Origin of the sequence: Engelhardtia mirabilis (assembly GCF_007748095.1) — a bacterium.
GTDB lineage: Bacteria > Planctomycetota > UBA1135 > UBA1135.
Genome location: NZ_CP036287.1, coordinates 1054691 through 1072267, shown reverse-complemented (window position 1 = coordinate 1072267; position 17577 = coordinate 1054691). Strand labels below are relative to the sequence as shown.

The following is a 17577-nucleotide window of genomic DNA, read 5'->3' as shown; positions in this document are numbered from 1 at the left end:
GTTGGAGGGTCGAGGGAAGTCGAAGCGTCCCCGAACCTCACACCAGGGGGTACCGTCCAAGACGACTCAGGCCGAGCCCCCCACCTCGATCTCGGCCCTCCCTCGCCGGCCCCCCTCTCCAGCGCCGGCGAGCCTCCCCCATCTCGAGCCCCCATGACAGCCACGTTCCTGTTGGCCCTGGCCGCCCTCGCGGTCCAGAACCCCGCTGCGCCCACTTCGGCACCCTCCGCCGGCACGACCGCGGCCTCCCCCGCCGACCCGCCCGTGAAGGCGCACATCCGCCTGCCCCTCACCGGGCCCGCGGCGCCCAACTTCGAGGATCTCCTCACCCTCGGGTTGGATCTGGTGGAGGTCGACTCGGATGCCGTCGCCGTCCTGGCCACCGCGGCCGACCGCGCCCGCCTCGAGCAGCGCGGGATCCCCTTCACGATCGTGCGCGAGGACGAGCAGCGCTACTACGCGGAGCGCTTGGCGACCGGTGCGCTGCAACCCCTGGGCGCGCCGGCCCTCGGCGCCGGTCTGGTTCCGCCCTTCACCTCGGGTTCGATCGGCGGCTACTACGACTTCGCCGAGGTGGTCAACGTGCTCGACCAGCTGCGCGCCACCTACCCGAGCTTGATCAGTCAGAAGGTCTCCATCGGCCAGTCCCTCGAGGGGCGCCCGATGTGGATGGTCAAGATCTCCGACAACCCCGACGTCGACGAGAACGAGCCCGAGGTGCGCTACGACTCCCTGCACCACGCGCGCGAGCCCCAGGGCATGCAGACGACCCTGTGGTACATGCTCTGGCTGCTCGAGAACTACGGTGCCGATCCCCTCGCAACCTACCTTGTGAACGAGCGCGAGCTGTACTTCGTACCAGTCGTCAATCCGGACGGTTACGTCTACAACCAACAGATCGCGCCCGGCGGCGGCGGCCTGTGGCGCAAGAACCGTCGCGACAACGGCGACGGCACGATGGGCGTCGACTTGAACCGCAACTACCCTTTCAAGTGGGGCTACGACAGCCTGGGATCGAGCGGTGACACGTTCGACGTGACCTACCGCGGCCCGTCGCCGGCGAGTGAGCCCGAGACCCAGAACATGGTGGCCTTCATCCAGAGCCGCCAGTTCGAGACCGCCCTGTCGACCCACACCTACTCCAACCTGTGGCTCTCGCCCTGGGGCTACGACGTCCTGCCCACGGGCAACGACGCCGAGTTCAGCGAGCTGAACGAGCTGTGCACGGAGGTCAACGGGTACCTGGCCGGTCCCGCGCCGCTGGTGCTCTATCCGGCCAACGGCGTGACCTTCGACTACGACTACTCCGCCAAGGGCACCTTCGGTTGGACCCCGGAGATCGGCGGCCAGGCGGATGGATTCTGGCCGCCCGCGTCGCGCATCGTGCCCTTGGCCGAGGAGAACCTCCTGGCCTTCCAGAGGGTCTCCCTGGCCGCCGCGGCCTTTGTCTACGTGGACGCTTCGAGCGTGGCGACCATCGGCGACGGTGACGAGTTCGTGGAGGCGGGCGAGTCAATCGAGCTGACGCTCGACCTTCGCAACGCCGGGCGCGCGGTGACCGGGAGCTCGGTCATCGCGACCCTCGTGATCGACAGCGGGAGCGCCACGGTGCTGCAGGGCGCCAGCGACTTCGGCGTGATCGGATCGTTCCAGGGCGCCTCCAACGGCGGCGCGCCGCTGGCCTTCTCCATCGACGCTGGTGCCGAGCCCGGCAGCACCGTCGCCTACCGCGTGGTCCTCAGTCACGAGGGCCTGGACCAGGAGCTGTTCGGAAGCGTCGTCGTGGGCGAGCCGCGCCTCCTGGTGCTCGACCAGCTCGAGGTCGACCTCGGCTGGACCGCGGGGCTCCCCGGCGACACCGCCAGCACCGGCATCTGGGAGCTCGGCGACCCCAACGGCACCACCAGCAGCGGCCAGCCGGCCCAGCCCGAAGACGACGCCACCCCGGCGGGCACCCTCTGCTTCGTCACCGGCAACACCGGCGGCTCGGCCGGCACCGACGACGTCGACAACGGCTTCACGCGCCTGCTGAGCCCGCGACTGGACCTGTCCGGTGCGAGCTCGGCCCTCTTGGGCTACTCGCGCTGGTACGCCGACCTGTCGGTTGCGGACGACGAGCTCCTGATCGAGGTCTCGAACGACGACGGCGGCTCCTGGTCGACACTCGAGGTCGTGGCCCAGACGGAGAACGCCTGGACCCGGGTCGAGTTCCCGCTGCACGACACCATCGCCCTGACCGACGCCATGCGTCTGCGCGTGACCGCCAGCGACGACCCCAACAACTCCCTGGTCGAGGCGGCCATCGACGACCTGACCCTGGCGGTCTACGGCGCGGGCCCGCGCATCGCACTCTACGGGACCGCAGCGATCGGAACGTCGCCGACGCTGTTCACGAGCGTCGAGTCGGCCAGCGCCACGACCCTGTTCGGATCGGCGGGAACCGGGTTCCTGACGGTGCCCGGTGTGAGCGGCCCGGTGCTGCTCGACCTCGGAACGGCGTTCACGGTGGGCTCGGGCGCGGCGACCCCTGGGGCGCCGGCACAAGCTGATCTACCGATCCCGAACGACACGGTGTTGCAGGGAGTGTCGATCTACCTACAGCAGCTCGCGGCGGGAGCCGGGGGCATCGCCCTGTCGAACCGCTTGGAGCTGAGGATCGAGTAGGCGTTCGTACGGTGCCAGGCACAAAACCGCCGCCTGAACGACCTGGGCCCCCGGCGCTATCGGCGCCGGGGGCCCAGGTCGTTCAGGCGGCGGTTTTGTGCCTGGCACCGTACGAACGCCTACTCGATCCTCACGCCTCCTGCTTGGCCTGACGCGCGGCCTCGAGGCGACGCTCGGCCAGACGATCAGCCGCGACCTCGGTCCCGATGTTTTCCTCGCGGGCGATCTGGAAGACCTCTTTGAGGTTGTCGTAGATCCCGTCGATGCGCTCGATCGCCACGGCCTCGTTGTAGCCGCCGGGGCTGACCTCGATGCCGACGTTGATGATGCCGCCGGCGTTGATCACGTAGTCGGGGGCGTAGAGGATGCCCTTGGCCTTCAGCTCGTCCCCGTGGCGCGGCTCGAGCAGGATGTTGTTGGCGCAGCCGGCGATCGCCTTGCAACGCAGCTCGCCGATCGTGCGGTCGTTGACCCCGGCGCCGCGGGCGCAGGGGGCATAGACGTCGACCTCGTGCTTGTGGTGGTCCAGGTCGGGCACGTGCTGGAAGCCGTGCTCCTCGGCGAAGCGCGCCGCGCGCTTCTCGTCGATGTCGCAAACCAGGATCTTCGCCCCGCGCGCCTTCATGTCGGTGGCCATCGGCTGGCCGACGGCGCCGACGCCCTGGATCAGGATCGTGCGGCCCTCGAAGGAGTCGCTGCCGAAGACCTCTTCCAGCACGGCGCGCATGCCCATCACGACACCCCGCGCGGTGTAGGGGCTCGGGTTGCCGGAGCCGCCTTCCTCGCGGCTCAACCCGGTGACGTACTGGGTCGTCTTCTTGACCTGCTGGAGGTCGGCGATCCCGATATTCATGTCCTCGGCGGTGATGTACTTGCCACCCAGCGAGTCGACGAAGCGACCCATGGCGTGGAACAGCTCCGGGGTCTTGCCCGCCGGATCGCCCATGATCACCGACTTGCCGCCGCCCAGGCCCGTGTTCGCCACGGCCGACTTGTAGGTCATGCCGCGCGAGAGGCGCTTGACGTCGAAGATCGCTTCGTCCTCGGAGGCGTAGGGCAGCATTCGCATGCCACCCAGGGCCGGGCCGAGCGTGGTGTCGTGCACCGCGATGAAGGCCAACAGGCCAGTCGCGCGGTCGACGCAGCGGACGACCTTTTCGTAGCCGGGCTCGGTGAGTTCGGTGATGTCCATGGGCAGCGTTGCCGTCCGCAGCAGTTTCGTGAGGTGTGAATGCGGCCGGATCGACCCCGGCTCGTGGGGACCGCCGGGTCGCTCGGACGGCGCGACAGTGTAGCGCGCGTCCCCGGCGCCGTGAACGCCGCGGGGGGACTGTGGGCACAGGGCGCGCCTGCCCCGCGCGGCCTCCGCGCCACCGGCCGTGCTGTTCGAAGTCCGGCCTGGCACGGGCCTTCCGCGCGCGGCGCGCGCGGATCGACGCCGGCCAGAGCCGCGCTCGACTAGGCCCCGTCCCCGTCGTCGGCGGCCTTCTTGACCGTCTTCTTGGAGGCCTTCTTGGTGGCCTTCTTCGCCGTCTTCTTCGCCGCCTTCTTCGTTGCGGCCTTCTTCTTGGCCACCTTCTTCTTGGCCTTCTTCTTCTTGCTCGGTCCGGCGGCCACCCGGGCGGCGATCAGCTCGAGCGACAGCTCCAGGGTCACGTCGTCGGGGTTGGTGCCCTTGGGGATCGAGGCGTTGGTCGTGCCGTCGGTGACATAGGGGCCGTAGCGCCCGTCGAGCAGCTTGACCACATTGCCCGCCGGGTCGGTGCCCACGTCGCGCAGGGCCTTGGGCCCACGGCGGAAGCCGCCCTTCTTCTCGGTCGCGAGCACCACCAGGGCCTGTTCCAGGTCGATCTCGAAGACCTGCTCGGGCGCCTCGAGGCTGCGCGTGTCGGTGCCGCGCTTGAGGTACGGGCCGTAGCGCCCGAAGTCCGCCAGCACCGGCTCGGAGGTGGCAGGGTCGACGCCGACTTCACGCGGCAGGCGCAACAGGCGCATGGCCGACTCGAGGGTCACCTCCTCCGGCACCATGCCCGGCAGGAGCGACTTCATCTTGGGCTCGTCGTCGTTGTCGCCGAGCTGCACGTAGGGGCCGAAGCGTCCGGCCTTGAGGAACGCCGGGCGTCCGGTGTCGGGGTCGTCCCCGAGCTCCGTGGGGCCGGAGCCGCGCTCGATCAGCTCGACGGCCTTCTCGATCGTCAGCTCGTCGGGGGCGATGCCCTCGGGGATCGTGGCGCGCTCGTCGCCGCGCTCCAGGTAGGGCCCGTAGCGCCCGATGCGGACCGCGATCGCCCGTCCCTCGGCGTCCAGGCCCAGGGGCAGGGTGCACGACTCGCGCGGATCGATCTCCTGCTCGAGCAGGGCCTTGAGGCCGCCGTCCGAGGCCTTCGACACGTCGCCGCCCGCGCCGAAATAGAAGTGCTGCAGGTACGGCAGCGACTCCTTCTGGCCCAGGGAGATCATGTCGAGGTCGTCCTCCATGCGCGCCGTGAAGGTCACGTCGACCAGGTGCCCGAAGTGGCGCTCGAGCAGTCCGACGACGGCGAAGGCCATGAAGGTCGGCACCAGCGCGTTGCGCTGCTTGACCACGTACTCGCGGCGCAGGATCGTGTCGATGATCATCGCGTAGGTGCTCGGACGCCCCACGCCGTTCGACTCGAGCTCCTTGACGATCGACGCCTCGGTGAAGCGCGCCGGCGGCTGGGTGGTGTGGTCCTTGGCCTCCAGGCCGGTGCACTCCACGGACTCGCCCTCGGTCACGCTGGGCAGGACCGTCTCCTTGTCCGCGAGCTCGGCGTCCGGATCGTCGGCGCCCTCGACGTAGGCGCGCATGTAGCCGGGGAACTCGATCGTCTTGCCGCTGGCCTGGAATACGGCGCCGGCGCCGGTGACCTCGAGGCTCAGGCGATGCCCGCGCGCGTCGGCCATCTGACAGGCCATGGTGCGCTTCCAGATCAGCTCGTAGACGCGCAGCTCGTCCACGCCGACCTTGCCCTTGATCGAGTCCGGCGTGACGAACTCGCCAGCCGGACGGATGGCCTCGTGGGCCTCCTGGGCGTTCTTGACCTTGGTGCGGTACTCGCGCGGCTGGTCGGGGACGTAGTCGGCGCCGTAGAGCTTCTCGATCTGCGCGCGCGCGGTCTCGACGGCCTCCTTGGCGAGGCTGGTCGAGTCCGTCCGCATGTAGGTGATGTAGCCGTTCTCGTACAGGCGTTGGGCGGCCTGCATCGCGGCGCGCGCGGTGAGGCGCAGCTTGCGGTTGGCCTCCTGCTGCAGCGTGCTGGTGGTGAACGGCGGCGAGGGGCGATCGGTGTAAGGCTTGCGCTCGACCTTGGAGATGGCCCAGTCGGCGCTCTTGAGATCGCTGGCGAGCTTCTGGGCCCGCGCCTCGTCGACCCACTGGGCGTCCGAGCCGGCCTTGAGCTTGCCGGTGTGCTGGTCGAAGTCCTTGCCGGACGCGACGCGCTTGCCGTCCAGGGTCGCGAGGGTCGCCTCGAAGTTGCCGTTCTTGGCGGCGAAGGCACCCGACAGGTCCCAGTAGGTCGCGCGCACGAAACGCTGCCGCTCGCGCTCGCGCTCGACGATCAACTTGACCGCCACCGACTGCACGCGACCGGCGGAGAGGCCGGGCCCGATCTTGCGCCACAGGATCGGCGACAACTCGTAGCCGTAGAGGCGGTCGAGCAGGCGGCGCGTCTCCTGGGCCTGCACCAACCCCTCGTCCAACTCGCGCGGCTCGGCCAGGGCCTTCTCGATCGCCGTCTTCGTGATCTCGTGGAAGACCAGGCGCTTGATCGGGACCTTGGGATTCAGGACCTGCACCAGGTGCCAGGAGATCGACTCCCCCTCGCGGTCTTCATCCGTCGCCAGGTAGATCTCGCTGGCGTCCTTGACCAGGGCCTTGAGCTTCTGGACCTGCTTCTTCTTGGCCTGCGGAACGACGTAGAGCGGCTGGAAGTCGTTGTCGATGTCGATCCCGAGGCGCGACCAGGCTTCCTTCTTGTAGGCAGCCGGGATCTCCTTGGCGGAGGTGGGCAGGTCGCGGATGTGCCCCACGCTGGCCTCGACCACATAGCCGGAGGGCAGGAACTTGGAGATCGTCTTCGCCTTGGTGGGCGACTCGACGATCACGAGTGCGGGGCCTTGCTTCGCGGACACGGTGTGGAGCTCCTCGGGAATCGGCCTCCGCTCGGGGACGAAGGATCCGTCCGCCCGAAGGCCGGGGCGGCACTAGATAGAGGAGTCTCCCCCCACGTCAACCCCGCGAAGTGCCGGGGCGGCCCCTGGAAGGGCTGGAAATGCGACACCTAAGCCGTTGACGAGGCTCGGCTTACCCCTCTCCCTCGGCCACTCGCAGCGATCTGGGAGAGGGACGGCCGCAAGTCGGCACGGAAGGTGGGGCCCGGCGGGGTCGGCGCAGGGGCGGAGCTTCGATTCGATGCGTAACCTCTCACGCCGCCATCCGTCCCTATGGCAACGGTGCCCTGATCCGCCCCAACCCGCCCACCGACAGCCGCTCCGCGCCCGAGCCCACCGCCCCCGCGCGGGCGGGTGATCGGGAGCCCGTGTTCCTGTCCCTGGCCGTCGACGGGCCGGCGCCGGGGCGGGATCGGCTGTTGTCGGTGAGGGCGCGCCTGGGGGCCGGCGCGGACGTGCGCGACCGGGAACTGGCCCCTGACGGGACCCTCACGGCCCCCCGGCGGGCCCTGGAGCAGTTGGCGCGGGAGCGGCCGCAGGCGGTCTTCGTGCTGCCGGAGCGGGAGCTGGCGGCGGCCTGGGCGGCGGAGCTCGGCCTGGCCGGGGAGCGCTGGTTCGGGCTGGACGAGCTGGCGGCTTGGATCGACCCGGGCGGGCTCGGGTCGGACGCCGAGGCCCTGGCGGGCGCGGGCCGGGCTGGCGCGGGCCCGGCGGGCGCAGGTCCGGCGGGCGCGGTGCGCTTGGCGGAGCTGTCCCCCACCGAGCTGCGCCTGGCCCTGGCCCACGTGGTCGGCCGGACCCTGGCGCTGCCGGAGCAGGCGGTGGGCGCCCTGGCGCGGGCCTGGGAGCTGGCGGCCCTGGCCCTGGACGGGGTCGAGCCCGCGGCGGCCAGCAGGTTGCGAGCCATCGCCCACTTGGTGGACCAGCCCTCGGCGATCGGCGCGCCGACCTCCCTCGACGGGCGGCTGCGCGAGTGCGGGCTGCGCTCGGCCGAACTCGAGATCGCCGTGGGCTCGGCCCAGCTCGGGCACGAACACTCCACCGGCGAGGACCCCAACGGCACCTGGCCGCGCGAGTCCCTGCCGCCCGGTGGTGAGGGCGTGCGGCCCCTGGACGAGGCGGACCGGGAGCTGTTGGCCCAGGCCCTGGCCCGGCCCGAGGCGATCCCGGACGGCGCCATCCCGAACAGCGCGGTCGCCGCGGCCGGCCTGGTTGCGCGACCGTCTCAGGTGGAGGTGCTACGAGCCGTCGCCAACAGCTTGGGCAGCGGCGAGCTGCTGCTCTTGCACGCGCCGACCGGCACGGGCAAGACCCTGGCCTACCTGCTGCCGGCGATGCTGTTCGCCGTGCGCAACGGCATCCGCGTGGGCATCGCCACCTACACGCGCGCGCTGCAACGCCAGGCCTTCGCGCGGGACGTGCCGTTGGCGCTCGAGCTCTTGGAGCGCGCCGGGATCGCGGAGCGGCCGCGCGCCGGCGTGCTCAAGGGTCGGCAGAACTACGTCTGCGGCCGGGCCCTGGCCCTCGAGTCGCCGCGCGAGGGCGACGAGGCGTCCCTGGCCGTGGCCTACGCCCAGGTCCTCGCCTTCGCCCTCGGTGCGGGCGACGGTGACCTCGACCGCCTGCCGCCCATCGAGCGCACGCCCTTCGGCGGGATCGACGGCGTCAGTGAAGAACGCGCGCGCCTGGTGCGCGCGGTGCGCGGGCGCAGCGGTTGCTGTACGCGCACCGCCGACCGCAGCCGCTGCGGCGCCGAGTCCGCCCGCTGGCGCGCCGAACGCAGCCACGTCGTGATCACCAACCAGGCCTTCGCCCTGGCGCGGCGCGAGTTCTTCGCGCACATGGTCTTCGACGAGTGCGAGCACCTGCACGACCAGGCCGAGAGCGCCTTCAGCCACGTGATCGCCCTGGCCGAGCTCGAGTACCGCCTGCGCGAGTTGCGCGGCGACCCGAGCAAGCGCGGGCGGCGCTCGCGCCGGCGCGGGCCGGTGGATCGCTTGATCAAGGCGGCGCCCGCGGGGTCGAAGGCCTGGGAGCTGGGCCAGCAGATCATCGACGCCCAGGAGGCTGCACTGTCCCTGCTCGGCGGTCTGGAGAAGGCGGGCCAACGCTTCCTCGACTGGCGCCAGGCGCAACTCGCCAGCCGCGCCGAGCGGGACGCCCACTCGCTGTTGCGCGAGTACGTGGAGGCCGCAGTGGATCCGGCCCTCGCCGCGCTACACGCGCGCCTGGTTTCGAGCCTCTCGCGGGTGGACGCCTGCCTGGCCGGGGTCGGCGAGACCCTGGACGAGGTCCCCGGCGGCGGCGGGCGGCGCCTGCGCGGCGCCCTCGAGCGCGCGCGCATCGACCTGCTCGAGCTGTCCACCGGCGTCGACGCCTGGCTGCCGACCCACGACGGCGAGCCGGCCTTCCGGCCAGAGACCTTCTACGACCTGGATCCCGCCGCGCGCGGCGGTGGCCTGGCGCTGGTGGCGCGCGTGCTGCTGCCCAACGAGTACCTGGGGCGCGTGGCTCTGCCGGACCTCGACAGCGCGGTGCTCCTGTCGGCGACCACGTGGCTGGGCGGCGGCTTCGACGCGTCCAAGGGCTACCTGGGCCTGGACCGCGCCGCCGAGCCAGCGGAGGGCGAGGAGCGCGAGCCGAGTGAAGTACGCACCTTCCGCGCGCCGGAGGCCTTCGACTACGGGCGCGTGCTGGTGGCAATCCCGCGCGACGCGCCGGACTACCGCGCGGGCAAGGCGGCCTGGCTGGACTTCGCCGCGCGCTACGTGGCGCACCTGGCGATCCGCACCGGCGGGCGGACCCTGGTCCTGATGACCAATGCGAGCGACGCCCTCGACCTGGGCGGTCGCTTGAGCGTGCCCCTGGCCCGACGCGGCATCGACGTGCTCGTGCAGGGCCGTCGGGCCCTGTCGAACGAGCAGCTCGCCGCCCGCTTCCGCGCCGGCGGGCGCGCGGTGTTGATCGGCCTCGATACCTTTTGGTTCGGCGCCGACTTCCCCGGCGACGTGCTCGAGCACGTGGTGATCCCCAAGCTCCCCTACGGCGTCCCCGACCGCTACCACCACGCCCAGTGCGCCGTGCTCGGAGCAGGTGGACAGCGCAAGCGCATCTACATGCCCCGCGCCCTGGGCCGCTTCCGCCAGGGCTTCGGCCGCCTCATGCGCCGCGCGAGCGACAAGGGCTGCGTGCACCTGCTCGACCACCGCATCCTCGAGCCACGGCACCGCTCGTTCCTGCGCGAGCTGCCCGTCGACGCCACCGGCGCCGAGGGTGCCGCGCGCCTGGTGCGCGGCGACAGCGACCACTGCTTCACGCAGGTCTTCGAGCACGTGGGCCTCACCGCGGACCTGCGCGCCGCCGGGTTGGCCACGCCGTTCGCCGAGACGCGCGTGGACGCGTTCGACGACGCGCGCAGCGAGGTTCACGAGGCGGGAGCCGCCGGGCTTCGAGAGCCGCGTCCCACCGACTTGGAGGAGGCCCCGGACGGGACGCCGAGCTCCTACGAGCCCGGCCCCTACGAGCAGGGCCTGTTCGACGCCGAGCCAGGCGACGGCGGCCTTGGCCACGGCAGCTCGGAGCACGGTGCCTGGTGGCAGAGCACCTCGGGGCACGGTGACTCGACGCACCGTGATTCGACGCACCGTGATTCGACGCACCGTGATTCGACGCACCGCAGCTCGGACCCCAGCAGCTCCGCCCGCCACGACGCGAGTCAGGGCTACGAGCGCTACGAAGGCCACGACGGCCCCGGCCCGGACGACTCCACCTACGACCAGCTCGGCCCCGACGACCTCCCCGCCGCCGACGAGACCCCCTTCTGAATCCCCGCCCCATGCAGCAGGTCCACTCCGGCTCCCCCTTCGAAGCCCGCTACGGCTTCTGCCGCGCCCTCCGCATCGGCGACCGCCTCGAAGTCGCCGGCACCGCGCCGATCCCCGCCCCCGGCAAAGCCCTCGGCGCCACCGCCTACGACCAGATGCTGCGCTGCGGCCAGATCGCCCAGGAGGCCCTGCGCGCCCTCGCCGGCGACTCCGCCCGAGTCCTCCGCACCCGCATGTTCATCACCGACGCCACCGACGCCGACGACATCGGCCGCGCCCATCGCGAGCTCTTCGGCGACGACCAGCCCGTCGCGACCATGGTCGTCGTCGCCGCCCTCCTCGATCCCGCCTGGAAGGTGGAGATCGAAGTCGAGGCGGTCGCGGGCTGAGCCACCCGGGGGAGGCGCGCCCGCGCCTCTCACTCCTCGGACTTGCGCCGCCAATCCGGCGTCGCCGGGAGGTCGGGGGCGAGTAGGGCGAGGACGGCCATCGCCGTCGAGTAGCTGGCGCTGCGGGGGAAGATGCGGTCGTTCCAGGTGCCGTTGGCGTCGCGGGTGGAGGCGAGCTTGTCGCGCAGGGCTTCGCGGAACGGGGGGCGGGCGGGTTCGGGCAGGGCTTCGATGGCTTGGGCCACGTAGGTGTGGCCGAAGAAGAAGTAGTAGGGGGCGATCGCGTAGTCGCCCTCGTGGGTGCCTTGCTGGCTCTTGCGGTCGAGGAGGTCGTCGTAGCATTCGAAGAAGCCTTCGACGGCGGTGAGCAGGCTGGCCGGGTCGGAGCGGCCGGCGCGTGACAGGGCCAGTTCGGCGATGGCGGAGCGGGCGGCGGAGCCGGGCATCGGGACGGCGCCGCGGGCGGGGCCGGCGTAGGCGTAGGCGACGTTCTCGGCGCGGCCGAGCTCGAGGGCGTCGAGGGCGCGCTCGATCAGGGCGGGGTCGACCTCGAAGTCGCGGGCCGCGGCGTGGAAGAGTGCCAGCAGGGTCGAGCCGGTCATGAAAGGGCTGATCCGGCCCGAGGCGTAGTTCCAGCCGCCGCCTTCCTCTTCGCAGGCGGCGATGCAGCGGATCAGCTCGGGGATCGACTCGCGCGCGGCGGCGGCGATCTGGTCGTGCTCGAAGGCATCGATGTCCAGGGCGCGCAGGAAGAAGGTCAGGGCGTAGGCGTGGCCCCAGCCGCGCACGTCGTAGCTGGCCTTGGGGCCCGCCGTGAGGCCGGGATCGTCGCTGAGCATCTCGAGCATGAACCGAGCGCCGCGCTCGACGGCAGCGCGCCGGCCGCCGTCCTCGGCGAAGCCCGGCGCTTCGATCAGCGCCAGGCAGACGATCGCGGTGCCGCCCACGCGGTAGCCGGGCGGGATGCGTCCGTCGGGGCCGACGCGGTAGACGCCCTCGTAGGGCCACTCGACGCCGGCCATCTTGACCGAGCGCAGCTTGCGCAGCCGCGCGCGCTCGGCCTCCTGCCACGGTGCCAGCTCGTCCTCGTCCAAGCGCCCCACCGGCCGGTCGGGGACGTAGGACTCCTGGCACTCGAGCAGGAGGTCCACGGCGCCGTCGATCGCCTTGGCCCAGTCCAACGCGCCGGGCTCGCTCGCCTCCTGGGGTGAGGGCAACGCCGCGGCAGTCAGGGCAACGGCGGCCAGGGCGATCTTCAGTCCAGCGAGCTCGAGCAAGGTCCGACTCCTTCAGTTGGCGGTGGGCCGCGAGCCTAACCGGCCACGATCGGCGGCGCAGCGCTTGCGCCCCGCGGCCAGCGCGGGTCAGCTCTGCGGCCGTGGAGACCGAAACGAAACGCGCCCGGCGCGGCTGGATCGAGGTGCGGGTGGTGGTTCCGATCGGCTGGGAGGAGCTGATCGCGGGCGAGCTGGCCCTCGACGCCTGCTCCTCCGTCGCCTTCGGGCGGCCGAACCTGGTAGGGCCCGCGGCGCCGGAGGGCACCGACTACGTGCGGACCTTCTTCGCCGCCGAGGACGACACCCCCGAGCTGCGCGATGCCGTGGCCGAACGCCTGGCGACCGTCGCCTCCCGCGCCGGCGCGCCCGAGCTGGCCGGCCTCGAGCCGACCTTCCACTCCCTGCCGCCCGAAGACTGGGCCACCTCCTGGCGCAAGTCCTGGAAGCCCTTCCGGGTCGGCCACCTGTGCGTCGTCACCCACGACTGGGATCGGCCGCGCCGCCCGGGCGACGTGTTGATGCGCCTCGAACCCGGCGGGGCCTTCGGCACCGGGCGCCACGCCACCACGCGCACCTGCCTGCGGACCCTGCAGGAGCTCGATCTCGCGGGCGCGCGCGCCCTGGACGCCGGCACCGGCAGCGGCATCCTCGCCGTCGCCGCCGCCATGTGCGGTGCGAAGCTCGCGATCGGCTTCGACATCGACCCGCGCAGCTCACGCGAGGCAGGCGACCTCGCAAACGACAACGGCGTCGCGGACCGTACCGAGTTCCGCACCGGTGACTTCTCGGTGCTGACCGACGACGATCGCGACTTCGACCTGGTCCTGGCGAACATCTACTCGGACGTGTTGCAAGCCACCTCGGCCGAGCTGGCGGAGCGCATGGCCCCAGGCGGGCGCTTCCTGTTCTCCGGCTGCCCCGACCGCCACGGGGCGGCGACCACCGCGGCGATCCGCGCCGCGGGCCTCGAGATCGACGAGCTGCGTCAGCGCGGGCGCTGGTTGACATTCCTCGGCCACCTCTGAGCGGAGGTCGACGCGAGGGAGGCGGCGAACACGGTCACCCCACTAGCCGCCGGCCTCTTCACTCGCCCGCAGCGCGTCGGCACTCGCCACCTGAGCCGCCGTGATGCGGCTGACGACGAGGCCCGCGGCGAGGCAGAGGAGAACTTCGAACAGTTTGACGAATGCCTGGAAGTAGCTGGCCGATGCCATGGCGGCGGGGTGGTCAGCCGCGTCCATCCAATGCTGCGACACATTCGCCAGAACCCAGTTCACCAGCCAGGCCGCCCACCAAGCGCGCACCAGGCCTGCGGTCGTTCCCCCGCGCCAGTCGGCGGGCTGGTAGCTCGCGAGCCACAACTCCTTCATCGCTTGGAATGGAATCCAGAGGCTGGCGATGGGCACGAAGAACGAGCCGACGGCCCAGCCCGGCGAGGCCCTCAGCCCGCGTGCGCCGAGCGCCCGGACGTTCTTGTTCGCGACGAAGATCCACCGACAGAAGGCAACTACCGTGGCGAGGAAGGTCACCAACCACACCAGCGCGATCAGCCCCTCGCGCAGGTCGTTGGCCTCCGCTTGGGCTTGAGTGAGGTAGCCAAGGCCCATCAGTTGGGCCTGCATCAAGGACGAGGCCGCAGCGACGATCGAGACCGCGGCATCCAGAGAAAGGAGGATCAGCAGGGCCTTGGTCAGGCCGCGCAGATCGCGAACAGCGTGAAGACTGGGCATGCAAGCTCGGCACCGGAAGTAGCGGTGCACGGGTCAGGGGCATCGAAACAAGCGCTCGACCGATCGGACCCGGATCGCATCCGAGGCCGCGGACTACGCCCGAGAGCCTACTCGCCCAACAGCTCGCGCGCCCGGGCGAGGTGCGCGAGGGCCTCGTCGTCGCGGCCGAGGGCGCGCTTCAGCTCGCCCAGCTCTTGGTCCACGTAGCCGTCGGTCTCGCCGGCTTCGACTAGCTCGCGCGCCAACCGCTCTTGGATCGCGAGCGCCTCGTCCAGTCGGCCCAGCTCGCGCAGGCAGCGCGCGATGGACCAGTGGGCGATGCGGATGGTGCGCAGGTTGCCCTGCTCTTCGCGTGCGGCGAGGGCCCGCTCGAAGTGGACGAGTGCCTGCTCGGGCTGCTTGTCGTCAAACAGGATCCAGCCCTGGTTGTTCTCGAGGCTCGCGCGCCAGCGTCGGGCGTCGGGGTCCTTCGACGTCGCGCTGAGTTCGAGCGCGAGCTCATTCGCCCGCAGGGCCTCGTCTCCCTCCGCCGCGATCCCGATCATGTGGGCCGCATCGACGGCCAAGCCGTCCAGGTGCAGGGCGCTGGCGACTTCCCACGCCTCAGCGAACCAGGGTCGAGCGGCCGCGCGGTCGCCCGCGCTGTTCTCGACGCGTCCAAGCTCGAGGCAGTAGCGCACTCGGCCCTCGCTCGCCTCCGCGGGCAGCTCCCGTTCGACTTCGGCGAGCAACGCCCGCGCCCGGTCGAAGTCGCCCTGCAGGCCCAGGGCCCGAGCCTGCTGGGTGCGCCACAGAAGCGCCTCGCCCGCTGCAGCTCCCTCGGCCCGCTCGGCGAATCTGGCCTCGCTCGCCGCCGGATCGGTGAAGTCCCACAGGGGCGTCGGGTCGATCGCGGCGGCGACGTAGCCCGTCTCGGCCCCGCCGCTGCCGGTGGCCTGGCAGGCCGCCAAAACCAGTGCCACCAGGCACGCAACGAGGCCGAGCTGGGCATCCATCAGTCCTGCGCCTTCCGGGGCTGCTCGGATTCGGTCGAGGTCCCGGCGGACGGCTTGGCCTCGGCCTTCGCCTCCCGATTCGCATCCGCTTCGGCGTCCTCCGCGGCGTTCCTGCTGCGCGTCACCGGCGGCTCGGCATCCCCGTCGCCACGCAGCTTGCCGATGAACTCCGGCATGTCGACGCCACCGATGTCGCGCATCATGTTCATCACCGGCGGGAGCGATCCGGCCAGGCTCTGCAGGAAGTCGCTGGTCGCGCTCTTGCCGTCCTTGCCCCCGCCGTCCCAGACGACGATCTTGTCGAACTCGATGTTGCTGATGGCCTTGGCGGCGTTCTCGCTCAGTTTCTCGATGTGCTCGAGCATCAGCATCTGGAAGGCCTGGGGCGCCCCGCCACAGGACTCGACGATGCGCTTCAGACCGTCGCCCTTCTTGGCCATGATCTCGTACTGACCGCGGGCCTCGGCGTCGAGGCGCGCGAAGATTGCCGCCGCCTGGGCCTCGGCGTCGATCTTGACCTTGGCCGCGTTGGCCTCGGCGTCGACGATCGTCTGGGCCTTCTCGGCCCGCGCCACCGACTCGAGCTGGGCGCGCTTCTCGGCCTCCAGCTTCTTGCCCTGGGCCTCGGCCGCACGGGCTTGAGCCAGGTATTGGGCCTCGAGCACGGCCGCCTCGGCCTCCTTCTGGCGTGACTCGGCCGCCTGGTAGGCGTCGGCCTCGCGGATTCGCAGTTGAGCGTTGGCCTCGGCCACCAGGGCCTTGTTGGCGTTCTCGCCCTCGACCGCCTTCGCCGTGGCCTCGGAGATGCGAATGCGCTTCTCGCGCTCGGCGTCCTTGACCGCGGCCTCGCGCTGGTACTCGGCCTGGCGCTCGCCGATCTCGCGGTCCTTGTCGAGCTCGGCCAGGCGCACGGCGCGCTCGCGCTCGGCCTCCTTGGTGCCGATGTCGCGAATCTTCTCGGCGTTGGCGACCTGGATCGCCCGCTCGCGCTGGGCGTCGGCCACACCGATGGCACCGCTCTTCTCCTGGTCCGCCACGTCGATCATCGCCTGCTGGATCGCCTCGGCGGCGGCCTTGCGACCGATGGCTTCGATGTAGCCGGACTCGTCGGTGATGTCCTTGATGTTGACGTTGATCAGCACCAGACCGATCTTCGCCAGCTCGGGCTCGAGCGAGTTCTGGACGCTGGACAGGAACTGCTCGCGGTCGCGGTTGATGTCCTGGATCTGCATCGAGGCGATCACCTGGCGCAACTGCCCGAAGATGATGTCCTCGGCCTGCTTCATGATCTCGCCCGTGCTGAGCCCCAACAGGCGTACGGCGGCGTTGGTCATGATCGCCTGCTCGGTGCCGATGGCGACGGTGAAGACGCTGGGCACCGAGATGCGGATGTTCTCCATCGAGAGCGCGCCGTCGAGCGGGATCTCGATCTGGATCGGATCCAGGCTCAGGTAGGCGTATTCCTGCACCAGCGGGATCACGAACGCGCCGCCGCCGTGCAGGGTGCGCGCCGCGCTGCCCTTGGTGGTGCGGCCGTAGATCACCAGCACCTTGTTCGACGGGCAGCGCTTGTAGCGGCTCGCTAGGGCGATCACGAGGCCGGCGAAGATGATGACCCCGGCGAGGATCACCAGCAGCCAGACCGAGTTGGGGTCGATCAGGCTCTCGGCGAGGACGGGGGACGAAATCGGTGTGTGCATGAATGATTGGGCAGCGCCCTGGGGCTACTGGAAGTCGTCTTGTTGGTCGGGGACCGTCGGGCCGAACCTGCTGCGATGTGGAATCGCGAACAGCAGCGCGTCGCTACGGATTGCGACGACGCACGCCGCTAACCGAGACTTCAGGTACTCAGTCGTCCAACGCGGAAACTTGGAAGACTCCCGGGGATGTCATCCGGACCACGCGGACCTGCGTGCCGGTCGCCAACTCGGAGCCCGTGGTGAAGGCTTCGAACTCCGCAGTGCGGCCCTGGAGCTCGACGGTGATCTTGCCGCGGCCGACGTTGGCCGCGGGGATGCGGAGGTAGACCCGCGCGGTAGAGCCCTCGGCGCGCTTGGGATCGAGGGTGCCGCTCGAGTCGAGCTTGCGTTGCAGGCTCAGGAGCCAGGCGACGGCGAGGAAAGTCGTCAGGCCGGCGCCGAATGCGACCAGGGCCGAGATCGGCGGACTCCAACCCGTGACCGTCCCCGCCCAGCCCACCAACCCGAACATGGTCAGGAAGCCGGCGATGGCGCGGATGGAGAGGAACTGCAGGTCGCTGTCACCACCCAGGTCCACCTCGGCCTCGACGTCCACGTCGTCCGCACCGAATCCGAAGAGGCTCAGGGCCAGTTGCAGCAGGACGATCGCGCCGCCGACGGCCGCGCAGGCCACGTAGAGCGTGGTGAGGCTCCAGTACTCGGGAAGGAAGTCGAACAAGGTCGTCAGCCAGGAGGGTTGCGCGATTGAAAGGACAGCGGGCTTACTCCGGCCCCAGTGGCCCATTCAGGGGCGAGCTGGGTAAG

At 70.8% G+C, this 17577-nt stretch carries 11 protein-coding genes; 4 read left to right on the top strand and 7 right to left on the bottom strand.

The window, feature by feature from the left end:
• Positions 1–153 precede the first annotated feature (153 nt).
• Positions 154–2664 (top strand): M14 family metallopeptidase, encoded by a 2511-nt coding sequence (locus Pla133_RS03990; RefSeq protein ID WP_145062667.1) that lies wholly within the window; start codon positions 154–156, stop codon positions 2662–2664.
• A 130-nt stretch (positions 2665–2794) separates the two neighbouring features.
• On the opposite strand, the gene Pla133_RS03985 is transcribed toward Pla133_RS03990, so the two are convergent.
• Together Pla133_RS03985 and topA are read right to left on the bottom strand one after the other, a co-directional pair.
• Positions 2795–3856 (bottom strand): Glu/Leu/Phe/Val family dehydrogenase, encoded by a 1062-nt coding sequence (locus Pla133_RS03985; protein WP_145062665.1) that lies wholly within the window; start codon positions 3854–3856, stop codon positions 2795–2797.
• A gap of 266 nt (positions 3857–4122) precedes the next feature.
• On the bottom strand, positions 4123–6819 hold the full coding sequence (topA, locus tag Pla133_RS03980) for a type I DNA topoisomerase (RefSeq protein WP_145062663.1): 2697 nt from the start codon (positions 6817–6819) through the stop codon (positions 4123–4125).
• A 407-nt stretch (positions 6820–7226) separates the two neighbouring features.
• On the opposite strand from topA, the gene Pla133_RS03970 reads away from it, so the two are divergent.
• Together Pla133_RS03970 and Pla133_RS03965 are read left to right on the top strand one after the other, a co-directional pair.
• Positions 7227–10682 carry an ATP-dependent DNA helicase gene (locus Pla133_RS03970; RefSeq protein ID WP_419192103.1) on the top strand — a complete coding sequence of 1152 codons (3456 nt, stop codon included), beginning with the start codon at positions 7227–7229 and terminating at the stop codon, positions 10680–10682.
• 11 nt (positions 10683–10693) lie between these two features.
• Positions 10694–11071, top strand: a complete 378-nt coding sequence (locus tag Pla133_RS03965) for a Rid family hydrolase (RefSeq protein WP_145062661.1) — start codon at positions 10694–10696, stop codon at positions 11069–11071.
• A gap of 29 nt (positions 11072–11100) precedes the next feature.
• On the opposite strand, the gene Pla133_RS03960 is transcribed toward Pla133_RS03965, so the two are convergent.
• Positions 11101–12348, bottom strand: a complete 1248-nt coding sequence (locus Pla133_RS03960) for a prenyltransferase/squalene oxidase repeat-containing protein (protein ID WP_419192102.1) — start codon at positions 12346–12348, stop codon at positions 11101–11103.
• A 101-nt stretch (positions 12349–12449) separates the two neighbouring features.
• Here Pla133_RS03960 and Pla133_RS03955 point away from each other — a divergent pair, with 101 nt between their 5' ends.
• Positions 12450–13373, top strand: coding sequence for a 50S ribosomal protein L11 methyltransferase (locus tag Pla133_RS03955; RefSeq protein ID WP_419192101.1), 924 nt, complete (start codon positions 12450–12452; stop codon positions 13371–13373).
• Positions 13374–13415: 42 nt separating this feature from the next.
• Here the strand turns inward: Pla133_RS03955 and Pla133_RS03950 are convergent, their stop codons facing one another.
• The 4 genes from Pla133_RS03950 to Pla133_RS03935 all read right to left on the bottom strand — a co-directional run bounded on the left by Pla133_RS03950 (position 13416) and on the right by Pla133_RS03935 (position 17491).
• Positions 13416–14108 carry a DUF4328 domain-containing protein gene (locus Pla133_RS03950; protein ID WP_145062655.1) on the bottom strand — a complete coding sequence of 231 codons (693 nt, stop codon included), beginning with the start codon at positions 14106–14108 and terminating at the stop codon, positions 13416–13418.
• Between the two features lie 77 nt (positions 14109–14185).
• Positions 14186–15073, bottom strand: coding sequence for a tetratricopeptide repeat protein (locus Pla133_RS03945; RefSeq protein WP_145062653.1), 888 nt, complete (start codon positions 15071–15073; stop codon positions 14186–14188).
• Positions 15073–16773 (bottom strand): flotillin family protein, encoded by a 1701-nt coding sequence (locus Pla133_RS03940; RefSeq protein WP_145062651.1) that lies wholly within the window; start codon positions 16771–16773, stop codon positions 15073–15075. Before Pla133_RS03940 ends, Pla133_RS03945 begins: the two co-directional genes overlap by 1 nt.
• 148 nt (positions 16774–16921) lie before the next feature.
• Positions 16922–17491: a hypothetical protein gene (locus tag Pla133_RS03935; RefSeq protein ID WP_145062649.1), complete on the bottom strand. Its 570-nt coding sequence runs from the start codon at positions 17489–17491 to the stop codon at positions 16922–16924.
• Positions 17492–17577 lie beyond the last annotated feature (86 nt).